We start from the raw sequence: 16,622 nt of genomic DNA, 5'->3' as shown, positions 1-16,622 counted from the left end.
AATGTTTTGCTTAGAAATTTCTCACCCGCACCTTGGTAGACTGAACTTTATACAATTGGATTATTGTGGGCTGTTACGGTTTGCCAGAGCATTTCTGGTAAGACAGCCCGGTCGTCTCCCAAAGGGAGAGGATAGCGCCAACGGGGTTTCCACGCCAGTTGCTTCAAGTCGGCACAGCCGCCCAACGCACTGGCTCCCCATAAGGAACTGCCGCTACCGTAGCGGTAAAGACGTAGGAACGTCACCCGAAAGGTCTACTTAAGATAATAAAGACGAAAGAGAAATCAAGACATGGTAGATTCCCTCAAAAAACCAGGCTTTGAAGAAATCCGGCCAGGGATTAAAGTCCCGGCAAAAGAAACCCTGTTAACACCTCGGTTTTATACTACCGATTTTGATGAAATGGCCCGGATGGATATCTCCGTCAATGAAGACGAGTTACAAGCCATTCTCGAAGAGTTCCGCACTGACTACAACCGCCACCACTTTGTTCGGGATGCCGAGTTTGAACAATCCTGGGATCATATTGACGGGGAAACTCGCAAGTTGTTCGTTGAATTTCTAGAACGTTCCTGTACGGCAGAGTTTTCCGGCTTTTTGCTGTATAAAGAACTTGGTCGTCGCTTGAAAGGCAAAAACCCCGTCTTAGCTGAGTGTTTTAACCTGATGTCACGGGATGAAGCGCGTCACGCTGGCTTTTTGAACAAAGCTTTGTCGGACTTTAATCTGTCCCTAGATTTAGGGTTTTTGACTAAGAGTCGCAGCTATACCTTCTTTAAACCGAAATTCATCTTCTACGCTACTTATCTTTCTGAGAAGATCGGTTATTGGCGCTACATCACCATTTATCGCCATTTAGAAGCACATCCTGAAGACCGGGTTTATCCAATCTTCCGGTTCTTTGAAAACTGGTGTCAGGATGAAAACCGTCACGGCGATTTCTTTGATGCGGTCATGAAATCCCAGCCGCAAATGTTGAATGATTGGAAAGCACGGCTGTGGAGTCGGTTCTTCCTGTTGTCGGTATTTGCGACCATGTATCTCAATGACATCCAACGCAAGGACTTTTATGCCACCCTGGGATTGGATGCGCGAGAATACGATATCCATGTAATTAAGAAGACCAACGAAAACGCAGGTCGGGTATTCCCACTGATGCTGGATGTCGAGAATCCAGAGTTTTATGAACGGTTGGATGTTTGTATAAGCAATAATGAGAAGTTGGGTGCGATCGCTAACTCCAGCACTCCCAAATTCCTGCAATTCTTCCAAAAACTGCCGCTTTACATCTCCAACGGCTGGCAGTTATTGCGGCTGTACCTGATGAAACCAATTGATACTGTTTCTGCTCAAGGGGCAGTTCGTTAATTTATAAAAGGTTTGTGAAAACTTTGGTGGTTCTGCTGGTTGCAGAGCCACTTTTTTTGTCCTTTTTCAAAGCCAATGATTAGTGCGATCGCTAATTTACTGGTAGGCAAAAATCGGAGATAGTTGGTTAAAGGTAGTTTTGTAGTAAATACCTTGAGTTAAGCTGATTTTTCCATTCTGATTAAGTCTGGAGTCAATGTTTGATGCTTGGCTGCTTCTGCCTCGTAACATCTGAGAATCAGTGATGTCAGTTTATCTAAATCACTGACAGAGGAAATAATTACTTTTGATGCGGCATCCCCCAGAGAAGCCGATACTTCCTGCACTTCAAAGTTTGAAGCTAGCGACTTTACTTCATCTACACTTAGTCGAGTAATAAAACTTTTTTTCTGCGAAGACAGATATAGTCTCAGAAACCACCAAGTACTTTTGCCAAGATTAATGCCAAAATAAGACGTAGTATCTCTGTATTTGAGTTCAAAACTGTAGCTCTTTGAAGTTTGCGTAATCGCTTTAATTTTTTCAAAAGCTGCTATTTCTTCAGCAGTTGTTAATATTCTGGAGTCTTGAGGGTTTTGGGGTTGTTCCTCTTCTTCAATTTCTGATTCTACTTCAACTTTGACAGGTTGAGACATTTCTCTGCTAAGTGAGCTTGTCATTAAGTCTAGTAAACTTCCCTGAATTGACTTTTTAATAATTGGGCTGAATTTCTTAACAACTTTATTATTAATATTACCTGAGAATTCATACTTGGAGTCAGAAGCACGAAGTTCAGATACTAAAAAATGAATAAATTTTTCAGAAGGAGAGCGCAGAAGATTTCCTACAAGCTGAGTCATGCCTTTTACATATACCATTTCCTCTGCATGGTGAGTAATAGCTGCCACATCAAAAGTGTCACGGTGGAATACTTTAAGGTTCTCAATATCTTTAGCATCATATTCAAGGATGTTAAAAATGAAAAATGGCTCCTTGTCCATGATATTTTGGTGACGTAAGTCAGTAAAAAAACGGTATTCAATACCATTAGTGACGACAGCTACTTTTGCTGTCAAAAGTACATTAAAATATTTTCTTAATTGCCCATCGTGTGCATCAGCTTTTTGTCCACGAGCTTTTGCCTCTACGAGCATGACTATATTATTGTTAATAGCTAAAGCGTAATCTACTTTTTCAAACTGCCCTGCTTTTCTAGTAGCAAAATCCGCTACGTATTCGGGAATTACTTCACTAGGGTCATAGACATCGTACCCAACAGCACTCAAGAAAGGAACAATTAGTGCCATCTTAGCAGCTTCTTCACCAACAACTTGGTCAGCTCGCTTACGCACTTGTTCAGACACCTTAGCAATATCTTCAGCGAATCCCATCTTGTTTGCTCCTGGTAGATTAGTAAGTATTGATAGGTCTTTTTTGTAAAATAAGGGTGATTGTAAGGTGACGTAGTACATTTGAATTGAAAGTGTTAGTGCGATCGCCTTTCTTATCACTCCTATAAAAGTATTCCCAAATAAGTACCAGCCTGTAACACTCATGACTTGTTCACAGGTGCAATGGCATCGGTAATGAATAAAAATAAATCAGAATGATTTTTTATGAAGCTTCAGCCTCTGCGAGACGCGCAATGGGCAGACCAAAGTATTGCTGAGTCAATGAATTTTACTTTTTACTCAGCAATATTTTGCTGAGAAAGGTTTTCGTGAGTTTTTACGGATATAACAGAAGCCGACATTAGGATACACTGGCTTTTGAATACACCGGAAGTTCATCAGCGACTTAGTTTGTCGCTTCTGGTGACTTCCTTCCTAGTATCCTATTGCTTTTGGCTGTATGAAACTTACTCCAATCTACGGTAAGTCTCTCTGAAGAAGGTTTTTAGCATCTAAAACGACTGCCACTGTTTTGAGGCTATAGCCTTAGAATATTTACAAGCTTTACTTACGAATTAGCTCTCTCTAGATAAAAGTACCATTTTTGCTGTGTAAGCTGACATTCTACCTGTTTCATCTAGATTTGTGTAGCTTATTAACAAATCAACGGATTCATTAATATTAAGCCTGCTTTACTATTTAGTTTCTTAGCCCGACCTATTAGACAGCTAGAGTGTTCATTTCACTTTGTTCAATAGCTTTTAGCCCTTATCGCTCCCATGCTGACCCATCACCGCAAGCCCGTGTGCTTATCACTTATTTCCACTGACCTACCGATCTGGTCTGTTGTCGAAACTGCCGCGACATTGTATCAAAAAGATACCAATCGATTCCATTTATTGATGACCGCACCGCCTTTAATTAGCTGCGAAGTAGAGAGTGTCATAAGTCCAGAAGACACACTTCCCCAAAGTAAGAGCAAAGCTTATGCCCCTAACAGTCCTAGAATTTTATGGCTGGAGATTTCCCCTTATCGAGTCATCATGACTATGCAAGGTAACGCTCAAGTGAGTTACCGCCACTTTTGGGAACAGGGCGTTTATGGCATTAGTCGCTATTGGTTGCCAACTGAGTCATTGCAACCTAACGATCCGATTCGTTTACGAAATTTTACTCGTAGCTTAACTCTCAGCGGACATCCTTTGCCAGAAAATTTGCGGCTGGAATATGAATTGTGGGCGGAAAAAGTCCAATTAGGATGCTACATACTGAATTTGGAAATTAAACATTGATAGGTGTGGGGAGTGAAGAAGATAACAGGGTACAGCTTACAGGGTATAGATTATTCCCTATCACCTATCACCTGTCACCTGTCACCTCTCCCCTAATCTCGATGCCTAATCTTTCTTAACCAAAATAACTGGGTTGGTTTCCTGGTTTCCATTTAATATTGCAACCAACACTCGGCTTTTGCTCACTTGTAACAGGTTTACCCGCTAGCACTGCTTCAATAGCTGCGCGTAAATCTGCACCTGTTACAGGTTTACCGTTACTGGGGCGGCTATCATCTAATTGTCCCCGGTACACAAGTTGGCGTTGGTCATCAAATATAAAAAAATCTGGTGTGCAAGCTGCTGTATAAGCCTTCGCCGTTTCTTGGCTCTCGTCGTAGCATAAGGTGAAATTAAACCCTTGTTCTGTAACAAATGCTTGTAACGACTCTGGTGCATCATCTGGGTAATTTTTTGCATCGTTAGCACTAATAGCAACGATCGCTAAATCACTTGTAAAATAATCTCTTCCTAACTGCACTAATTCGTTTTGGACGTGTTTTACAAACGGGCAATGCCGACAAATAAACATTACCAACAGTGCTTTTTTATCTGCAAAGGTAGAAAGTGAAGTTGCTTTTCCAGATACTACTTCCGGTAGATTAAAATCTGGCGCTTTAGTGCCTAGCGGCAACATAGTTGAAGCAGTTAAAGCCATAGTTCACCCAATATTTTGACGCTGATAATTAACGGTTTTTGTTATCAGTATATTTTCACTCTAGCACTAAGTTTTCCATAAAATAAGAGACGGTAAATTTACCGTCTCTGATGATTTTTTGAGAGTTATGTTAAATAAATTAGTTTTTACAGACTTGCCAAAACACCAACAATACCGTGTCCTGTGAATACTTCTAATGCTATCAGAGAGACAAAACCAATCATTGCTAAACGACCGTTGAGCATTTCTGCATAAGGAGTAAAACCAGTGCGATCGCCTTGCTCATCTATATATACTTTTGGCTCGATCGCAAAGTTGTTCAGTTTGCCTTGGTCGTCAATTATAGCAGTGCTTGTACGCATGGGTTTTTCCCTGTCTTCTGTTTATGTTAATAACTGTAACAAAGTTATTAACATTTGTAAAGTATCTTCATCTAATTGAGTAGAAGTCCAAGGCAGAGAAGAGATATGATGATGAATCGAGTTCAAAGCCATGTCTAAGTACTCTGTCTAAGCAATCCCAGTCACCAATCCATTCCCCAACAGCTAATGCATCGATTTCGAGTAGAGGTTATTGCCAAAACACCAAACCCGCAGCAGGTGATTTATGCCGCGATGCACCAGGACTATACCGATGGGTTCGTGTTTGATGAGCGCGACTCCTGGCCCTCGGAATCACAAAGCGGCGAAGTTATTGTTAAGCGGCTTTTAGCGGGTGAGAGGGGACACTATGGGCCTTTAGAGCATCCCCAGATTGTTTTTAATTGTGGCTACTTTCCCCACAGTGTGATGCAGCAGGCGCGGACTCATCGCGTTTCTGTATCATTTGATGTACAATCTTTTAGGTATACAGGCAACCAATTTATTGACGTAGTAGAAGGTAAGAAAGACATAGAAGATGTTTTTTATCTACGTCCCGTTGGTTATTACACTGATAGGCAAGGTAAAAAGTATCACTATTCACTAGAGCAACGAGCAGCAGATTTGGAGTGGTGTTTAGAAGCAGCTAAACGATATAAAGCTGATTTTGAAGCGGGAATGTCTGAAGAACACGCTAGAGGTAAAGTGCCTTTTGACTATCGCCAGCATTTTGTAGTTAGTTTCAATTTAAGGTCTTTCTTACATTTTTGTGACCTGAGAAATAAGAAAGATGCTCAACTGGAAATTCAAAAGTTGTGTGAAATGATGTGGCCTCATTTTGAAGATTGGGCACCTGCGATCGCACAATGGTATGAAAAGCAGCGTCTAGGTAAAGCCAGGTTAGCACCTTAGATAATGGCTGAAAGTTGACATAATTTGCGGTAGGATAAGGCGAAGCGATTATCCTCGGAGTTATTGGGTTTGATTTCGGGCGATCGCATCTATTTTTTTTGATGAACAAAGCTGTCGATATTAGCACTAAAAAATTAATCAGCCTTGCACCAAATAATTAGGCAAAATGGGTAACAGGAATTCCCGACATTGTTACAGGCGAAATCTTAAATACAGAATTCCAATGGATTAGCCGACAAAGCGATGTTGTAATTCAGGCTGAAAGTCCCCAATACGGAAAATTTCTCATCCTCAATGAGTTAGTAATTACGCCACACATCAGAAATGCCGCGTCGGATGCGTGCTTATGCGGCTCTTGCGGAAGAGAAATATAAACTACAAACCTACCCTGTACTGATTAACATTCTCAAAATCACTAACAGTGAAATACCTACAAGCTTTGCATCAAATTTTATCGGTTTAAGAGCAATTCAAGATTACCGCGTAATCAATCTCTGGGAAGTTGATGTAAATATTGCTTTTGAGACGCCGTTACCGTCGCTGCTTCCCTTTGTACCAATTCTAAAAGGCGGAGAAAACGAGTCTACAATTAGGGAAGCATTGCGAATGCTACGTGCTGATGAGCAATTAAATCAACTTGAGACAGTTCTGGCATTTTTTGCAACCTTTGTATTAGAAAGTACTTTAGTTCAGGAAATCATGAGGTGGGATATGACAGTCTTAAGAGAGTCACCTTGGTATCAAGAAATTTTACGTGAGGGGCAAGCACGAGGAGAAGCAGAAGGAGAAGCACGAGGAGAAGCAAGAGGAGAAGCAAGAGGAGAAGTACGTGGAATAATCTCTAGTATCGAAACAAGTTTAGAGGCGAAATTTGGCAGCAATGGTTTGGAGTTGATGTCGCAAATTTCGCAAATTTCTGACTTAGGGCAATTGAAAGAGATTTTACGCAAGATTGTTGTAGCAAATACAATTCAAGAGTTACGGAATGTTTTGTAGGATAAAGCAAGCGATCGCACCAACTCCTGCCTGAGAGCTAGAATATGATGAAAGTTTAGACTATAAAATTTTCGAGTTATTACACTTAAAATTTTAATGAATGTCTGCAAGAGATATTTTCCATAATTTAGTTAGATTGGCTTTGCAAAAAGATGGCTGGACAATTACACACGATCCACTGTCTATTGATTTAGCAGATGGACAATTGCAAATTGATCTGGGTGCAGAACGGTTAATCGCTGCCCAAAAACAAGACGAAAGAATTGCTGTAGAAATCAAGAGTTTTGTTGCTCCTTCTGCAATTTACGAATTTCATACAGCTTTAGGACAATGTTTAAATTATCGAGTTGCACTAAAACTAAAAGAACCAGAGCGAGTTCTCTATTTAGCAGTTCCGCTAGCAACTTATGAAGATTTTTTCTCACGGCAATTGCCACAACTGAGTATTCATGAATATCAATTGAAACTGCTAGTATTTGACCCGGAAAATGAGGTAATTGTACAATGGATAAACTAGCAAAGTATAGACAAATCATCCAGCAAGTTTTGACAATTCATGCTCAGATTAAACCTGCCTATGGTGAAATCGAACGACAAACTATTTTTGATGTGCAACAAAATCATTATCAAGTTGTGAATACGGGGTGGGAAAATCGTCGTCGAGTTTATGGCTGTTTAATTCATCTAGATATTCGAGATGGTAAGATTTGGATTCAGTATGATGGGACTGAGATTGGCGTGGCTAATGAATTAATAGAGTATGGTATTCCTAAGCAAGATATAGTGCTGGCTTATCAGCCTCCTTATATGCGAAAGCTGACAGAATTTGCAGTGGGATAAAGCAAGCGATCGCACTTTGATTTTTGGGTATGATTTAGAGCGATCGCACAATAGTTAGCAAAGCAGGATCTAAGTAAGGCAAGATTAGTTTCTTGTCATTTAGACTTTAGCTAGAGTTACAATCTCTAGCTGATCCTGATATTTCCCCTGTCTTGCTTCATAACTAATAGCGCAGGGTTCGCCTTCTAAAAATAGCAATTGCACCACTCCTTCATGAGCGTAAATGCGACAGTCTGCGCTAGAAGAATTGGAAAATTCTAAAGTTAAATGACCTCGCCATGCAGCCTCAGCAGGCGTTAGGTTTGCTATTATGCCACAACGTGCATACGTAGATTTTCCAATACAAATTACAGTAATATTCTCAGGAACCTCTAGTTTTTCTAGAGCAACCCCAAGTCCATAGGAATGAGCAGGTAAAATAAAATAACTGCCATTAGCATCGGTATGCAGTGCTGTTGGCTCCAGATTTTGAGGATTAAAGTTTTTGGGATCGACCACAGTTCCGGGAATGTGACGAAAAATGCGGAACTCGGCCGAAGAAAGGCGTATATCGTAGCCATAAGAAGATAAACCGTAGCTAATTACATGTTTAACTGCTACCGATCCATCTTTTTGCACTTTTCGGATTAAACTTGGCTCAAAGGGTGAAATTAAACCCTGTTGAGCCATTTCAGTAATCCAGATATCGTTTTTAATCACAACTTCACAGCTAATTCAAACGGAATTACTAGGATATCCTGAATTGAGTCTTTTGTTTAAGGTCGATAACTCCGACGGATTTCTGTAATTTGATCTGCTACATCTAAGAGGGATTTTGGCATCTCTGGCCCTGTGAGAATAATATCGACGTGGGGAGGGCGTTTTGCCAAAAACGCTAAAACTTCTGTTTCAGGAATTAAACCAAAGTTAATCGCTAAACTTAACTCATCTAACACCACGAGAGAATACTTACTCGCACACACAACTTGTTGTGTATACTGCCACAGCTTTTGTAAGGCTTGATTTTCTGTATCGTCTAAATGTGGTGTATCGATACAACGAGGCAAATCACACCGAATCCAATCTAAATTTTGTCCTAATTGTATAGGTCGATCTTGTCCTTGGCGGATACCTCCTTTGAGAAACTGTACTATTAATACTGGGGTTCCTTGTCCAGCTATTCTCAGTGATTGAGCCATCACGCTCGTAAAAAAGTTACGATGTGAGCTAGTGAAAACTTGTACTAGACCTTCAACTGGATATGGTAGAGTTAGGGTTGAATTGATACTTTGAGTTTCTAGCTGGGCAACCATAAAGTTAAGTTCAAAAAAATACAATAAGTAAAGGGTTATTACTGGCAGTAAAACTGACAAATTTGCCTGTATAATCAATCTGTTTTTCACAGGTATGGTGGATTTGGCAAATTGCATTCTTAGTCAACACTAGGTTTGTATTGAAGTCAAGAGTTCTGCTTGATTTACAGCAGATTTCAGGTAAATGAAGTACATAGACAAAACCCGAAAGCCTGTAGAGACTTTGCATATAACGTCTCTAGATGTAGTTTATAAAACCGCTAACTGCTGTAAGTTTTCGTCTTTCCTCTGTAATGAGTTGTAAAAATGAAAACATAAAATCTCTAGTTCCAATTATTTAAAAAAGCTAGGCACAACGCCTAAAAATCGCTAAATATTAAATTTGTCGGTTGTTTGGGCAAAACAGACTTAGCTAGTAGTGAATTTGACAGGATGAGGAGTAAATCGTTGTGAGATTGGTGATTCTGGGAGGTTCAGGATCGGGGAAAAGCACTCAAGCACAGAGGCTTTGCAGATACTTTGATATTCCTCTGATTTCCACAGGTGAGATTTTACGAGAAGCAATATCTGGCAATCAGCCCCTGCCGGAATTTCGATGGTTGGAAGCCGATCCCCGGACTTCTCTTTCGGTTTACGCTAGCTTGAGTGAACTAGGCTACCACGCACGACCCTACATGCAAAAAGGGGAGTTAGTTCCAGACGAAATGATCATTGAATTGATCCGAATTCGCCTCAGACAACCAGATATTAACTGCGATTGGGTGTTAGAAGGCTATCCCCGTACTGCCTTCCAAGCTGAAGAATTAGATTTTTTATTGGATGATTTAGGGCAAAAGTTAGATTGGGCAATTTATCTCCAAGTCCCGGAAGCAGTTATGGTTAGTCGATCCTTGGGGCGATCGCTACCAGATGACCAACCAGAAATCGTACAGCGCCGTGTAGAATTATTCTACGATCGCACTATTCCCATCCTAGAATATTACGACCGTCGTCGCTGCTTGTTGACCATCAACGGCGACCAATCACCAGAAATGGTACAGCAAAATATTTTGACTCTGCTTTCAGTTCCTTGAAGAGTGCTGAGTGCTGAGTGAGGAGTGCTGAGTGAGGAGTTAGGAAGAATTCTTTCCAATGCCCAATGCCCAATAACACTAAAGTAATCTTAAGGCAGTATTGTAAAACTTGAGGCAATTCCAATGGCTTGGCAGCGTCCTGACGGTCGGATTTCTTACGAACTACGTCCGATTAGCTTTCACCCCAGTTTCACCCGCTTTGCCCCCGGTTCTGTTCTTGCAAGATGCGGTGATACGCAAGTACTTTGTACTGTTAGTGTTAATAAGGGAGTTCCAAAGTTTCTTGAAGGATCTGGTAAAGGCTGGCTAACCGCTGAGTATCGAATGTTACCATCAGCTACTCAAAAACGCCAAGAAAGGGAATTATTGAAATTATCTGGACGGACGCAAGAAATTCAACGTCTAATTGGACGTAGCTTACGTGCAGCAGTGGATTTTGAGGCACTGGGAGAACGCACGCTGACTGTGGATGCTGATGTGTTGCAAGCAGATGCCGGAACTCGAACAACAGCCATTACAGGCTCGTTTGTGGCGTTGGCTCATGCAGTCTCTAAATTATTGCAAGAGGGCGTATTGGAGCGATCGCCTTTGTGTGGACAGGTAGCAGCAGTTTCCGTAGGATTACTGGAGGGAGAGCCATTTTTGGATTTAGACTATATTGAAGATGTGGCTGCAACGGTAGATTTTAATGTGGTGATGAATCACCATCTGGGAATCATTGAAGTCCAGGGAACAGCCGAAGAAGGCAGCTTTAGCCGCACTCAGCTAGATCAACTGCTAGATGTCGCCCAAAAAGGAATTCAGGAATTGTTAATTGCCCAACGTGAAGCGATCCCTAACTGGGAAACGTTGTTTGTGATTAATTAGTTTTATTAATTTTTAATAAGAATTAATAAATGTATCCTTTATGGCGTTAATCAACAAAGTATCAAGTAACTGGATGTAAATAAAAATAATCATGACAGTAGTTAGTACGACTGACTACTGAAAACTTACCCTTGAAGGTGATAAGGATATCTATGTTTTTCCAGTCTACTTAATCCACTATGTTAAATGTTTCAAAAGTTAAAAAGGGGGATTGTAATAAGTTCGGTATTGTATTGCCAGAAGCCAGCAATATGATGATGAAGCCATGAATAAAACCGTTGAAGTTCTACCGGATCAACCGACGCTGGTTGCACGAGCGCTAGAATTAATTCTGTCCAAGTTAGAAACTGCGATTGAGCAGCGTGGGCGGTTTACCATCGCCTTGTCTGGTGGCAGTACACCTAAACCGTTATACGAAGCAATTGCTACTCAAAAACTACCTTGGGATAAAATTCATATATTCTGGGGAGATGAGCGTTACGTACCACCAGATCACCCCGATAGCAATGAACTGATGACGCGTCGTGCGTGGCTAGATCGCGTTGACATCCCAGCGGCTAACATTCACCCCGTACCAACTTTAGAAGCCAATCCAGAACTGGCTGCTGCCAAGTATGAACAACATCTCAAAGAATTTTTCCATTCTTCTGGGATCGAGTTTCCCCCCTTGGATGTAGTATTACTAGGAATGGGTGATGATGCACATACCGCATCTTTGTTTCCCCATACAGAGGCTCTTAAAGTACGCGATCGCCTTATAACTGTGGGTAACAAAGACGGAAACCCCAGGATAAGTTTCACATATCCCTTCATCAACTCTGCTCGTAGCGTGATTTTTCTGGTTGCTGGTGCTAATAAACGACCAGCTTTAGCTCAAGTCTTTGCACCTGTAGCTGATGACTTCACTTACCCATCCCGCTTAATTAAGCCCCAAGGAGAACTTTGGTGGCTGCTGGATGCGGCAGCAGGTTTGGAACTTCAACATTGAAGAATGGGGAATTGGGAGTGCTGAGTGCTGAGTGCTGAGTGCTGAGTGCTGAGTTAGGAGTTAGGAGTTAGGAGTTAGGAGTTAGGAGTTACTATTATTTCCCCTGCCCCTCTGCTCCCCTGCCCCTCTGCTCCTCTGCTCCCCTACCCCTCTGCTTCCCCTGCTCTCCTTTCCCGCATAAGAGTGTCCAATTCATTGTTCCATTAGCAGTAATTGCTAGAATCTAAAGCTAGGGCCGCCCTCTGCTTGCCAGTCCTAACTATATTTATGATGATCTTGAACAAAGGCTAAATATCGATGATCGTCTGCCCTAATTGCAATCATCCCAACCCTGACGGCGCTGTTCAGTGTGAAGCTTGTTATACACCGTTACCTGCGACTACTAATTGTCCCAGTTGTGGGGCAACTGTGCAGGCAGATGCTGCATTCTGTGGTCAGTGTGGCTATAACCTTCACTCCGCAGGAGTTCCACACGTTCATCCCGCAGTAGCTACAACAGTCACTCCCAATATTCCCGTGGAAGTACCAGCGTTAGTTCCACCCGATCCACTATTAGAACTTTTACAACCAGATGCCTTGGGAATGAGCGGTTCTACCAACTCCCGTCCTCCCGAATCATCTTTACCACCAACAGAGGTGGAAGTTCCGCCAGAACCAGCGCCACAGTTACCTGTTACAGTCAGTAGTCCCCCAGAGGCAGCGTCAACCGTTGTAGCTCAACCCGTAGTCTCTGGACAAAGTAGTATTCCGACTCCACCACCTGTGGAGCCAGCACCAGCCTCTGAAGCCGAAGTATCCCCGCCAGCAGCACCAGCACCAACTGCAACTGCTGCCAGAACGCAATTGCAGCAGGTTACAGCGCGGTTACTCCACGTTCAAAGCGATCGCTTAATTGAATTGCCGCAAAATTTCTCTGTGATTCATATCGGCAAGCCCAATGACCGGATTCCTCCAGATATAGATGTTTCAGGATTTCCCAATTCCGAAATTGTCTCGCGGATTCATGCAGATATTCGCGTCGAGGGGGATGCCCATTATGTAGAGGATGTGGGAAGTTCTAATGGCACTTACATCAATAATTTGCCACTTTTACCAGGGAACCGTCATCGCTTGCGACCAGGCGATCGCATCAGCTTGGGTAAAGGAGACTTGATGACATTCCTCTTTCAACTTGCTTAACTGATTCTTGCTAAATTGTAACATCAGTCTAAGTATTTTCTGCCCATCCTCCGGCATCCATTTTGGAGGAGAAACAAATGAACTGCATCAGATAAGCGACGGGTAACTATGTTGTTATTGATAGCACTATAGTTGACAGCCGTCGCTTCGATGTGCAAATTATTACATTGTCCAGCAATTCCATTACCTTAATAATTACACTAGGATGGATGGAAATACACTGCCAATGAGTGATCTATGAGGGAACCAAGTAAAAATTTTGAAACCTTGCTCGCTAAAGAAGCCCCGCCAGTTGTTGAACGTATGGGGCTAACCTGGCTAGTTGCAGCAGCGATCGCAACTGCTTTATTGTGGCAAGTACCAGGAGGGGATTATATCTTATACCCATTTACAATTCTGGCAACTTGGTTTCATGAAATGGGTCATGGCTTAATGGCACTGCTATTAGGGGGACAGTTTCAGAGGTTGCAGATTTTTAGCAATGGTTCCGGTGTCGCAACTTATGGCATCCGGTCGTCATTGGGGCCAATTGGCCCAGCAATAATCGCCGCAGCTGGGCCAATGGGGCCACCTCTTGCCGGTGCAGCTTTGATTCTAGCTTCCCGCAGTTTTACAGCAGCAACCCTCTGTTTAAAAATTTTAGGAAGTTTTTTGCTGTTGTCCACATTAATTTGGGTGCGTTCCTGGTTTGGATTGGTGGCAATTCCTTTACTAGGTTTAATAATCTTGGGTATTGCTCTGAGAGCACCTCGCTGGGCGCAAGGGTTTGTCATTCAATTTTTGGGTGTACAAGCTTGTGTAAGTACGTATCATCAACTTGATTATCTATTTAGTAGTTCTGCTGGTTCCCTGGGAATTTCTGATACAGCGCAAATGCAGCGATATTTGCTTTTACCTTACTGGTTTTGGGGCGGGTTAATGGCGATCGCATCTCTGGTGATTTTAATCCAAAGTCTCCGCGTTGCTTATCGTTCTGAGTAATCAGTAAGAGTGAGTAAGAGGCAGCATCAAAGCGATTTCAGAACTAAAGTAAAAATTTATCAGTATAATAGCCTGGATATTGTTAAAAAATTCGCCGCTAATAACTTTTACCTTCGCGGTTCGATACCCTAAACATGTCCACCCAACCCATAATTCAAAGCATATACACCGATGGTGCTTGCACCGGCAATCCTGGCCCTGGCGGTTGGGGTGTTGTCGTTTACTTCAGCGACGGCTCAATCCACGAAATGGGCGATGCATCCCCTCATACCACTAATAATAAAATGGAGATGCAAGCTGCGATCGCCGCCCTTCAATTTCTGCAAACATCTCAACAAGCCCAACCCATCACCCTTCATACCGATAGCGAATACTTGATTAACTGCGTTACCAAATGGGTGAAAGGCTGGAAAAATAAAGGCTGGAAAAAGTCAGATGGTAAACCCGTTCAAAACCAAGACCTTTTAGAAATCTTAGATGAACTCAATACCCAACAAGTAAAATGGCAATACGTTCGGGGACATTCTGGTAACATAGGTAACGAACGTTGTGATGCGATCGCTCGCACTTATGCTAGTGGCAAAACCCCTGCTCTACAACAATTATCTTCCACAGAATTTTATAAATCTTTACCTTCCACAAATGAAATAAATGTAGCAAAAGTAGCTGATTATGAAAAAAACTCTAGAATAACTAACCAAAATCCGCAAAAAATCAGTACTTCTGCACCAGAAATAACCGTTATGGAACCATCAACCGGGCCAACTGCGGCCGTAACCGATGAAAAACCGCCAGAAATGAGGGTTTCGCAACTCCGCAGCTTGGTCGAAACTCTGCGTATAGCTGACGAAATTTCTGAAAAAGGCTACTTAATCACCAGTTCTGAGTTAGCAGACTTGATGGATGTCCACGCCAGCGCTGTCACCAGTCGTGGAGATCAATGGCGCTGGCGAAACTGGATAGTGTCACGGGTACGCCGTGAAGGAAATCAAATTCTTTGGGAATTGGAACGCGGGGATCAAGTAGGAGGGGAAGAGGAGTAGGGAGTGCTGAGTGCTGAGTGCTGAGTGCTGAGTGCTGAGTGCTGAGTGCTGTTAGTGATAGCGGGGCGTTTAGCCCGTGCTGAGTTTTGAATTTTTAACTCCTCACTCTAAACTCTTCACTGCTCACTCCCTACTCTCTACTCAGCACTCACAACTCACAACTCAGTACTATACTTGCGTCCTCGCCACTCGCGCGGGGTACGGAATGCAGATAAAAAGATTCGCAGCACAGCTAAGGGATCAGCCAAAGGGGAAAGCCAGAATAACCAGCTGCCTTTAGCGTTTGTGCGATCGTAAGAAGGTGCGATCGCTATTAGCATCGCAAAGCGAATCACCAACAGGAATAAATTCAGCCCCAGCAGCAAGAGTGGGGGAGTGGACGAATATGAGAGTGTGGGAGTAATCAACAAAAAAGTCAGGACGATTAAAAAGGGTAGACCTTGAACAGATGTGAGTAGCCATAAATCTCCCCACAACTGAGAGCGAGAAGTTGCATCTTTAAGATCGAGACTCCGCCCCCATTCTTTCCACGTCTCCATCGCCCCTTCATACATACGTACCTTTAATACCTTGGCACCATCTAAAAAGCCGACTTTATAACCTTGGATAGCAATATTGCGTGCCAAGGTGACATCATCACAAAAAGAATTACTCGCACTGCTATAACCACCCACAGCAGCTAAAACGGAGCGACGACACAAAAAACATTGGCCATTTGCCATTACCCGTTCTGGTTGCTCTGTATTGATCCCCGCCGGGTCAAATCGATAAAGCAAAGTCATCAACAAAGCAGGTTGTAGCCAGCACTCCCCAGGATATTTGAGGATGAATTGGGGTGAAAGAGAAACCAAATCATAGCCTTGTGCTTCGGCTGTCTTCACTAAACCAGCAACTAAACCAGGATGCGGTTGGATATCAGCATCCAGCCCCAAGAACCATTGACTTGCCTCGGAGCTATATAGAAAACCGTTATGCAAGGCCCAAGGACGCCCCACCCAACCAGAGGGTAAGGGATCATCTGTCATCACGCGAAAGCGCGGATCTTTCTGTTGTGAGGCTTTTACTAAGTCGGGGGTGCCATCACTGGATTTACTGTCTACAACCATAATTTCCCGAACTTCATAGCTTTGCTGACTTAAACCAGCCAACAGAGGGCTAATGCGAAGTGCTTCGTTCAGTGTAGGAACAACTATGCTAACCTTACCCAAAAGTTCAGGTGTTGGCTGTTGTGGTTCTATTGGAGGATGGCGTCTTGGCCCTTTTAACAGGCGTGAAAACAGAATCGCTGTTGCTGGTACTTGGATAAGTAGCAACAAAAGAGAGATAGCGTTTTCTGCTATCAAAGCGTTGTCATTAGTCATTAGT

18 protein-coding genes and 1 pseudogene are annotated in these 16,622 nt (G+C 42.6%); 12 read left to right on the top strand and 7 right to left on the bottom strand.

All coding sequences use genetic code 11. The features are described from left to right. Positions 1-47: 47 nt before the first annotated feature. Positions 48-245 carry a hypothetical protein gene (locus tag RMY27_RS23355; RefSeq protein ID WP_322667244.1) on the bottom strand — a complete coding sequence of 66 codons (198 nt, stop codon included), beginning with the start codon at positions 243-245 and terminating at the stop codon, positions 48-50. Between the two features lie 46 nt (positions 246-291). On the opposite strand from RMY27_RS23355, the gene acsF reads away from it, so the two are divergent. Further along, the gene (gene acsF / locus RMY27_RS23350; RefSeq protein ID WP_322667242.1) at positions 292-1,368 is read left to right on the top strand and encodes a magnesium-protoporphyrin IX monomethyl ester (oxidative) cyclase; all 1,077 of its coding nucleotides are present in this window, start codon (positions 292-294) and stop codon (positions 1,366-1,368) included. Positions 1,369-1,526: 158 nt separating this feature from the next. On the opposite strand, the gene RMY27_RS23345 is transcribed toward acsF, so the two are convergent. After that, positions 1,527-2,903 (bottom strand): type I restriction endonuclease, encoded by a 1,377-nt coding sequence (locus RMY27_RS23345; protein ID WP_322667240.1) that lies wholly within the window; start codon positions 2,901-2,903, stop codon positions 1,527-1,529. A gap of 614 nt (positions 2,904-3,517) precedes the next feature. Between RMY27_RS23345 and RMY27_RS23340 the strand changes: the two genes are divergently transcribed. Then, complete coding sequence (locus tag RMY27_RS23340) at positions 3,518-4,030, top strand: hypothetical protein (RefSeq protein WP_322667238.1); 513 nt, start codon at positions 3,518-3,520, stop codon at positions 4,028-4,030. 115 nt (positions 4,031-4,145) lie between these two features. On the opposite strand, the gene RMY27_RS23335 is transcribed toward RMY27_RS23340, so the two are convergent. After that, the gene (locus RMY27_RS23335; protein WP_322667236.1) at positions 4,146-4,727 is read right to left on the bottom strand and encodes a thioredoxin family protein; all 582 of its coding nucleotides are present in this window, start codon (positions 4,725-4,727) and stop codon (positions 4,146-4,148) included. Between the two features lie 146 nt (positions 4,728-4,873). Then, positions 4,874-5,089 (bottom strand): chlorophyll a/b-binding protein, encoded by a 216-nt coding sequence (locus RMY27_RS23330; protein ID WP_094348273.1) that lies wholly within the window; start codon positions 5,087-5,089, stop codon positions 4,874-4,876. Positions 5,090-5,275: 186 nt separating this feature from the next. On the opposite strand from RMY27_RS23330, the gene thyX reads away from it, so the two are divergent. From thyX to RMY27_RS23310, 4 genes and pseudogenes are all read left to right on the top strand, one after another. Beyond that, positions 5,276-5,998, top strand: coding sequence for an FAD-dependent thymidylate synthase (gene thyX / locus RMY27_RS23325; RefSeq protein ID WP_322667234.1), 723 nt, complete (start codon positions 5,276-5,278; stop codon positions 5,996-5,998). Positions 5,999-6,099: 101 nt separating this feature from the next. Further along, positions 6,100-6,994: pseudogene (locus tag RMY27_RS23320) on the top strand (Rpn family recombination-promoting nuclease/putative transposase). A 100-nt stretch (positions 6,995-7,094) separates the two neighbouring features. After that, entirely contained in the window at positions 7,095-7,511 is a 417-nt protein-coding gene (locus RMY27_RS23315; RefSeq protein ID WP_322667232.1) for a XisH family protein, read from the top strand. Continuing rightward, positions 7,499-7,834, top strand: a complete 336-nt coding sequence (locus RMY27_RS23310) for a XisI protein (protein WP_289798521.1) — start codon at positions 7,499-7,501, stop codon at positions 7,832-7,834. The genes RMY27_RS23315 and RMY27_RS23310 overlap by 13 nt, the downstream gene beginning before the upstream one ends. Positions 7,835-7,933: 99 nt before the next feature. On the opposite strand, the gene dcd is transcribed toward RMY27_RS23310, so the two are convergent. Together dcd and RMY27_RS23300 are read right to left on the bottom strand one after the other, a co-directional pair. Further along, on the bottom strand, positions 7,934-8,503 hold the full coding sequence (gene dcd / locus RMY27_RS23305) for a dCTP deaminase (RefSeq protein ID WP_322667274.1): 570 nt from the start codon (positions 8,501-8,503) through the stop codon (positions 7,934-7,936). Positions 8,504-8,589: 86 nt separating this feature from the next. Continuing rightward, a complete protein-coding gene (locus RMY27_RS23300; RefSeq protein WP_322667230.1) occupies positions 8,590-9,126 on the bottom strand; it encodes a P-loop NTPase family protein in 537 nt (178 codons plus the stop codon). 449 nt (positions 9,127-9,575) lie between these two features. Between RMY27_RS23300 and RMY27_RS23295 the strand changes: the two genes are divergently transcribed. The 6 genes from RMY27_RS23295 to rnhA all read left to right on the top strand — a co-directional run bounded on the left by RMY27_RS23295 (position 9,576) and on the right by rnhA (position 15,257). Further along, entirely contained in the window at positions 9,576-10,199 is a 624-nt protein-coding gene (locus tag RMY27_RS23295; RefSeq protein WP_322636905.1) for a nucleoside monophosphate kinase, read from the top strand. Positions 10,200-10,322: 123 nt separating this feature from the next. Beyond that, the gene (gene rph, locus RMY27_RS23290) at positions 10,323-11,066 is read left to right on the top strand and encodes a ribonuclease PH (RefSeq protein ID WP_322667229.1); all 744 of its coding nucleotides are present in this window, start codon (positions 10,323-10,325) and stop codon (positions 11,064-11,066) included. A gap of 265 nt (positions 11,067-11,331) precedes the next feature. Beyond that, a complete protein-coding gene (pgl, locus tag RMY27_RS23285) occupies positions 11,332-12,054 on the top strand; it encodes a 6-phosphogluconolactonase (protein WP_322667227.1) in 723 nt (240 codons plus the stop codon). A 297-nt stretch (positions 12,055-12,351) separates the two neighbouring features. After that, positions 12,352-13,233: an FHA domain-containing protein gene (locus RMY27_RS23280; protein ID WP_322667226.1), complete on the top strand. Its 882-nt coding sequence runs from the start codon at positions 12,352-12,354 to the stop codon at positions 13,231-13,233. A 237-nt stretch (positions 13,234-13,470) separates the two neighbouring features. Beyond that, on the top strand, positions 13,471-14,214 hold the full coding sequence (locus tag RMY27_RS23275; protein WP_322667224.1) for a M50 family metallopeptidase: 744 nt from the start codon (positions 13,471-13,473) through the stop codon (positions 14,212-14,214). A gap of 134 nt (positions 14,215-14,348) precedes the next feature. Beyond that, positions 14,349-15,257 carry a ribonuclease HI gene (gene rnhA / locus RMY27_RS23270; protein ID WP_322667222.1) on the top strand — a complete coding sequence of 303 codons (909 nt, stop codon included), beginning with the start codon at positions 14,349-14,351 and terminating at the stop codon, positions 15,255-15,257. Between the two features lie 155 nt (positions 15,258-15,412). On the opposite strand, the gene cruG is transcribed toward rnhA, so the two are convergent. Continuing rightward, the gene (gene cruG / locus RMY27_RS23265) at positions 15,413-16,618 is read right to left on the bottom strand and encodes a 2'-O-glycosyltransferase CruG (protein ID WP_322667220.1); all 1,206 of its coding nucleotides are present in this window, start codon (positions 16,616-16,618) and stop codon (positions 15,413-15,415) included. Between the last annotated feature and the right edge of the window lie 4 nt (positions 16,619-16,622).

Source organism: Nostoc sp. DedQUE09 (assembly GCF_034530915.1).
Classification (GTDB): Bacteria; Cyanobacteriota; Cyanobacteriia; order Cyanobacteriales; family Nostocaceae; genus Nostoc.
Note: the sequence above shows the minus strand (reverse complement) of the source record. Positions and strands in the feature narration are given on the sequence as shown.

Excerpts from the sequence above, each read along its gene's own strand:
- acsF (WP_322667242.1), top strand. The coding sequence starts at position 292 with ATGGTAGATTCCCTCAAAAAACCAGGCTTTGAAGAAATCCGGCCAGGG.
- RMY27_RS23345 (WP_322667240.1), bottom strand. The coding sequence starts at position 2,903 with ATGAGTGTTACAGGCTGGTACTTATTTGGGAATACTTTTATAGGAGTG.
- RMY27_RS23340 (WP_322667238.1), top strand. The coding sequence starts at position 3,518 with ATGCTGACCCATCACCGCAAGCCCGTGTGCTTATCACTTATTTCCACT.
- RMY27_RS23335 (WP_322667236.1), bottom strand. The coding sequence starts at position 4,727 with ATGGCTTTAACTGCTTCAACTATGTTGCCGCTAGGCACTAAAGCGCCA.
- RMY27_RS23330 (WP_094348273.1), bottom strand. The coding sequence starts at position 5,089 with ATGCGTACAAGCACTGCTATAATTGACGACCAAGGCAAACTGAACAAC.
- thyX (WP_322667234.1), top strand. The coding sequence starts at position 5,276 with ATGCATCGATTTCGAGTAGAGGTTATTGCCAAAACACCAAACCCGCAG.
- RMY27_RS23315 (WP_322667232.1), top strand. The coding sequence starts at position 7,095 with ATGTCTGCAAGAGATATTTTCCATAATTTAGTTAGATTGGCTTTGCAA.
- RMY27_RS23310 (WP_289798521.1), top strand. The coding sequence starts at position 7,499 with ATGGATAAACTAGCAAAGTATAGACAAATCATCCAGCAAGTTTTGACA.
- dcd (WP_322667274.1), bottom strand. The coding sequence starts at position 8,503 with ATGGCTCAACAGGGTTTAATTTCACCCTTTGAGCCAAGTTTAATCCGA.
- RMY27_RS23300 (WP_322667230.1), bottom strand. The coding sequence starts at position 9,126 with ATGGTTGCCCAGCTAGAAACTCAAAGTATCAATTCAACCCTAACTCTA.
- rph (WP_322667229.1), top strand. The coding sequence starts at position 10,323 with ATGGCTTGGCAGCGTCCTGACGGTCGGATTTCTTACGAACTACGTCCG.
- pgl (WP_322667227.1), top strand. The coding sequence starts at position 11,332 with ATGAATAAAACCGTTGAAGTTCTACCGGATCAACCGACGCTGGTTGCA.
- RMY27_RS23280 (WP_322667226.1), top strand. The coding sequence starts at position 12,352 with ATGATCGTCTGCCCTAATTGCAATCATCCCAACCCTGACGGCGCTGTT.
- RMY27_RS23275 (WP_322667224.1), top strand. The coding sequence starts at position 13,471 with ATGAGGGAACCAAGTAAAAATTTTGAAACCTTGCTCGCTAAAGAAGCC.
- rnhA (WP_322667222.1), top strand. The coding sequence starts at position 14,349 with ATGTCCACCCAACCCATAATTCAAAGCATATACACCGATGGTGCTTGC.
- cruG (WP_322667220.1), bottom strand. The coding sequence starts at position 16,618 with ATGACTAATGACAACGCTTTGATAGCAGAAAACGCTATCTCTCTTTTG.